Consider the following 5,145-nt stretch of genomic DNA (forward strand, 5'->3'; position numbering starts at 1 on the left):
GGGTTAAACAGTAGCTTCACGTACATCGATATGTCGCTTTGCTGCTCAAGCGACAAACCGAACGTCGTCGGAATTTGTTTCAAGCGGAGTCTGAGGGCTCTCTCCTCGTTGTTGTATACCCACAAATTTATTGGCGGTTCATGGCACTTTGAGTCTGGATCGCCGTATTTACCGTCGCAGTAAACGACGTTTGGCGGTTCTGCAAGCTCGCTGCTATCGAACGATAGGTGAACAAAATACAGTTTACGCTTCAGGAGGGCATTAACTTCGTCCCAATTCACGCGTACGCCGCCACCACAGATGTCCGAAGGCAAGTCATCTTTGCGACACTGCTCGCTGTCGGCGGGAGGTGTGAACATGCGTGACTTGAACTCCGCAAGTAGGCGAGTACGATTTGCGGCCAACAATGCGTCAAAAGCAGCGAGAAGCGTATGAGTATCTAGTACCCATCCCGAAGCCGATCGCATGCTTGGCGTGTCATCTTGGTGAAACCCTTGCGCTCCAAATGCATCAACCGTCAGGACCACGATCTGGTCGCAGTTCGTTAAGAGGCGATGCGAGTCTTCAATCAATGCTCTTTTCACCGCCAGTAGACCAAGGTTGTCAACGTTTCCGCCGTCGATGAGATGGATGAACCTCGGCTTTCCCAACTCCCGCTCGGTCGAGCCTAACCGAAATCGGTTTAGAACGACGGGAGAAAGCAACCCGGGAAACGCTGCAGATGCTGCGACAGCACGGGAGAGAGGCAACGTCGAGTAATTGACACCGATGGAGTCTAGGTCCGACGGTGAAAACGTGAACAGACTCCCGAACGGTCGAGGCTGAAATGCCGTGGTGCCTTCGGCTGTGGCAACGGTAGAATTGATAATAATCTGGGGACGATTTGGATTAAAGTCGCCAAGTGTCAGTTGCCGTTTAGCTGGCGACAGTCCAAACAAAACGCTTGAGTTCAAAGCCGCAAAAAACGCGTCTGTACGATTCGTGTGACCGAAAATGTAGCCGCCAAGGAACTCAGGATTTGCTAGTTGTTCGGCCATGTCGAATTTCAAATTTTCAGCGAGCCGTGTGCGAATCAGTGAATCATTCCATACAGGCCGCCAACTGTCCCCTGTAGTCCGGTCGGTTGAAATGCCGTACAGCGCGGCGGCTAGCGATCCTCCTGACACGGACGAAACAACGTTGATGTAGTTCGTTAGATCAGTTCCGTCGACGTCCTTTAACTCTGATATTACGCGCGCGCCTAAATAGGCAGCTCGAGACCCTCCCCCTGAAATGGTCAAGAAGAATGCGGTATTTTGGCCGCTACCGTTTGCAGAACACACCTGTTTCTGGAGAATTGGTTCGGAGCGGTTTCCGACCGAGAGTGATGCTTCGGGTGATCCGGCGATATTTGGTGCGCATCCAACGGCCAATATTGCAGCGATTAGAAGCGAGGAGATCAAAGCGACTCGGTTTTGCATGTTAAATACGAAAATTATTAGGCCTGTCCCTTATTGTGATGCTCGGTGACCATTGTTTGCGCTATCTATGCACGCACACGACTTTGGCGTGGCCGGTGTCCGAAGAGTGTTGCGCTCCGAACGACAGTTTTCTAATTCGATAGCGAGATACAAGTGGCCGGCAGGCGGTGCATGCGGCCGATTATTCGTGGCCGAATGCCGACAACCTGTCCCATGTTCCCCAAAATTTGCAAAGAACAACAAAAAAGGCCCTTGCGGGCCTTTCGTAGACGAGGTTCGGACAACGCTTACCGAGTCAGCGCCGTAAACCCGTCCAGCAATCGATCGACATCAGCTGCCTGAATCGCGCCCATCGTCGAGATCCGGAACAGTTCCTTTGACAGCCCGCCTTGCCCCGCGTAAATCACGAAGCCACGCGCCTTCAGTCCGTCGTGCAGCGCTTCATACGTCATACCCTGCGGCAACCGATACGCACGCAGGACGACCGACGACGCGCCTTCCGGCAGCACCAGCGGCATGCCGCGCGCAGCAAGCCCGGCTTGAGCCTGGTCGGCAAGCGCCTTGTAATGCGCATGCCGCGCACGCCAACCGCCGGCCTCATCGAACTCGCGCAGCGCCTCGACGAGCGCGTAATACGCATGCACGGACGGCGTAAACGGCGTATTTCGCTGATCCTGCAGCTTCGCGAGACGGCCGAGATCGAGGTAATAGGTACGGCTCGCCGCTTTCGCGAGCGCGCTGCGGCGCACGATCACGAACGCCGCGCCCGGCACGCCGTGCAGGCATTTGTTCGCGGTCGCGGCAACCGCGTCGATGTCGCCGCCGGCGAAGTCGATCGCTTCCGCGCCGAAGCTGCTGACACCGTCCACGAGCATCTTCACGCCGCGCGCACGGCACACTTCTGCAATCGCGCCGAGGTCGTTCAGTCGGCCCGTCGTCGTTTCGTGATGAATCACGGCGACATGCGAATACCCACCCGCATCGAGCTTCGCAGCGATCTGCGCGAGATCGGGCGCCTGCATCCACTCATGCTTCAACACCGCATGCGCGATGCCGTACTGCGTGGCGATCTGCGTGATCCGCTCGCCGTACACGCCGTTCTCGATCACGAGCAGCTTGCCGTCCTGCGGCACGAGCGCCGCGATCATGCTTTCGACGGCGGCCGTGCCCGAGCCCGTCATCAGCACGGCGGCCCATTCGGCCGGATCGAGTTCGTACGCGGCGACGAGGCGCGCGCGCGCTTCATCCTGCAGGTCGAAGAATTCGCTTTCGCGATGACACAGATCGGGTTGCGGCAGGCTGCGGCGCACGCGTTCGGAGAGCGTGACCGGGCCGGGGTTCAGCAGCAGCATCAATGGGCTCCTTCAACGTGGGCTTCGGTCTGCGCGGCGCCGATGTGCCGCATCAGACGGGTCTTGACCTCGACCGGCGTGACGGTCGGGCGGGGCAGGCCGTCGGGTACGCCCGTGCGGATCCCCACGCGAACGAACTGCACACCGGATGGCCGGACCCCGTCGGCTTGAGTGGAAAGCGTCGCATCGAGCACGTCGAGCGTATCGCCTTCGACCGCCGACGCGTAGCCGCACGCGGCCGCGACACCCGCGAACGACACATGCTGCGACACCGTCGCCTGGCCGCCCGTCGATTCGTGCGCGCCGTTGTCGAGCAGCACGTGCGTGAGGTTGGCCGGGCCGTAGGTGCCGAGCGTCGCGAACACGCCCATGCGCATCAGCGCGGCGCCGTCGCCGTCGACGGCCACCACGTGCAGGTCGGGGCGCGCGAGCGCGAGGCCGAGCGCGAGCGGCGTCACGCAGCCCATCGAGCCGACCATGTACAGCTGGTTCGGGCGATCGTCGAGCGCGTAGAGTTCGCGACCGCAGAAACCGGTCGACGCGAGCACGACGGTCGAATCGACCGGCGTATGCGCGATCACGCGCTGCAGCGCGTCGTGACGGGTCGGCCACGCATCGGCCGACGCCGCGCCCGACGCCGATTGCGCGGCGACGTGCGCACGCGGCTTCGCGGCCGGGTTCGCCTTCAGCTCATACGGCGCGACGCTGCCTTTCTGCATCACGAGCGCGTACGGGCGGCCCGTTTCGTCCATGTGCGCGATCGCGCGGTCGAGCGCCGGGCCGACCTGTTCGGGGTCGGTCGGGAACGTCTCCCACGGAATCTCCATCGTATCGAGCATCGCGGGCGTGATCGGGCCCATCAGCGCGTGCTGCGGCTCGTCGGCCACGCCCGGCTGGCCGCGCCACGTGACGATCAGCAATTGCGGCAGGCGGAACGTCCAGGTGAGCGACGTGAGCGGGCTCACCGCGTTGCCGAGCCCCGAGTTCTGCATCATCGCGATCCCGCGCTTGCCGCCGAGCGTCGCGCCTGCGATCAGCGCGACCGCGTCGCCTTCGTTCGCGGCCGACACGTAGTGCAGCGTCGGGTCCTGCAACACGTAATTGATGAACGGCGTCAGGTACGAGCAGGGCACGCCCGCGTACCAGTCGAAGCCGCGTTCGCGCGCGGCCTCGACGAACTGGGCCGCTTCGATCATTGCGCGCCCCCGTTGCCGGTGCCCGGTTCGGACAGCGGCGTCTGGCCGTGCGCGAAGTCGCCCGCGCGGCGGAAGTCTTCCAGGTCGTTGACGCCGCGCCAGTGGCCGTGCACGTACTGCACCTCGATCTTCTCGCCGGCGGCGATCAGTTCGTTCAGCAGCGACGGAATGTCGAGCGTGTCGAAATCAGGGCGCGCCTGCAGCGTCGCGAGCATCGCCTTCAGGCGATCGACGCCCGCGCCGCGCACGTTCAGCAGGCCGATCCAGCGGCCGTGCGGCGTGCTCGTGGCGACGTCGCTCGACACACGTTGCAGGTAGGTCTTCTGGCCGAACAGGCCGCGATCGTCGGCCGCCGAGCAGAGGGCGAAGTCGCGCACGCTCTGGTTGGTCTCGGTGAGCGACGAATCGACCACCACGCTGAACTCGGCCTCGCTCTCCGCGAGGTCGCGCACGATGTAGCTGCGGAACAGCAGATCGCCGTACGAGATCACGGTGTCGCCGGTCAGGCGTTCGGCCGCGCAGGCGAGCGACGCGAGCTCGCCCGTTTCCGCGTGGCGCTCGTTGACGACGAGCTTGATGCCCGACGTATCGATCGCATCGGCGCGATAGCCGCCGACCACGGTGATGTCGTTTACGCCATGCGTCTTGAAGCCGTCGACGAGCCAGCGCAGCAGCGGCTTGCCGGCGACCGGCAGCATGACCTTCGGCTTGTCTTCGGTCACGGCTTCGAGGCCCTTGCCGCGGCTCGCGGCGAGCACGATCGCGGCATTCGACGCGCGCGACGACGACGACAGGTAGATACGCTCGGCGGCCGAGTACTCGTCGGCGTCCTGCAGGCGGAAGATCTCGTTGACCGATGCCACGCGGTCCTCGACGTTGATCAGCGTTTCGCTCTCGTGGATCTCGCGCGCGGTCGCCTGCATCGCGGATGCCGACGCGCGGATCAGATGATTCGCCCAGATCACGGTGCTGATGCCGGCCTGGCGGAACACGTCGGTCGGCGTGCTGTAGTACTTGGTCGGCACGATCACGAGCGGCGCCTTGCCGCTCCATTCGCGCGCGAACTGCAGGATCTCGTCCGGGCGCGACAGCTTGCTGTGGATCAGGATCGCGTCGGCGCCGGCTTCCGCATACGCG

4 protein-coding genes are annotated in these 5,145 nt (G+C 62.7%); all 4 read right to left on the minus strand.

All coding sequences use genetic code 11. The features are described from left to right. Positions 1 to 1,460: patatin-like phospholipase family protein (locus tag JMF90_RS23315; RefSeq protein ID WP_201325476.1), on the minus strand; the 1,460-nt coding region annotated here is incomplete at its 3' end. A gap of 287 nt (positions 1,461 to 1,747) precedes the next feature. Then, positions 1,748 to 2,812 carry a 2-aminoethylphosphonate aminotransferase gene (locus tag JMF90_RS23320; RefSeq protein ID WP_201325477.1) on the minus strand — a complete coding sequence of 355 codons (1,065 nt, stop codon included), beginning with the start codon at positions 2,810 to 2,812 and terminating at the stop codon, positions 1,748 to 1,750. Continuing rightward, positions 2,812 to 4,008, minus strand: a complete 1,197-nt coding sequence (gene aepY, locus JMF90_RS23325; RefSeq protein ID WP_011547944.1) for a phosphonopyruvate decarboxylase — start codon at positions 4,006 to 4,008, stop codon at positions 2,812 to 2,814. The genes JMF90_RS23320 and aepY overlap by 1 nt, the downstream gene beginning before the upstream one ends. After that, positions 4,005 to 5,145 (minus strand): isocitrate lyase/phosphoenolpyruvate mutase family protein (locus tag JMF90_RS23330; RefSeq protein WP_201325478.1); only part of this gene is annotated, 1,141 nt, incomplete at its 5' end. The genes JMF90_RS23330 and aepY, both read right to left, overlap by 4 nt.

It is taken from the genome of Burkholderia sp. E168m23 (genome assembly GCF_016586125.1).
Taxonomy (GTDB): domain Bacteria; phylum Pseudomonadota; class Gammaproteobacteria; order Burkholderiales; family Burkholderiaceae; genus Burkholderia; species Burkholderia orbicola.

Excerpts from the sequence above, each read along its gene's own strand:
- aepY (WP_011547944.1), bottom strand. The coding sequence starts at position 4,008 with ATGATCGAAGCGGCCCAGTTCGTCGAGGCCGCGCGCGAACGCGGCTTC.
- JMF90_RS23320 (WP_201325477.1), bottom strand. The coding sequence starts at position 2,812 with ATGCTGCTGCTGAACCCCGGCCCGGTCACGCTCTCCGAACGCGTGCGC.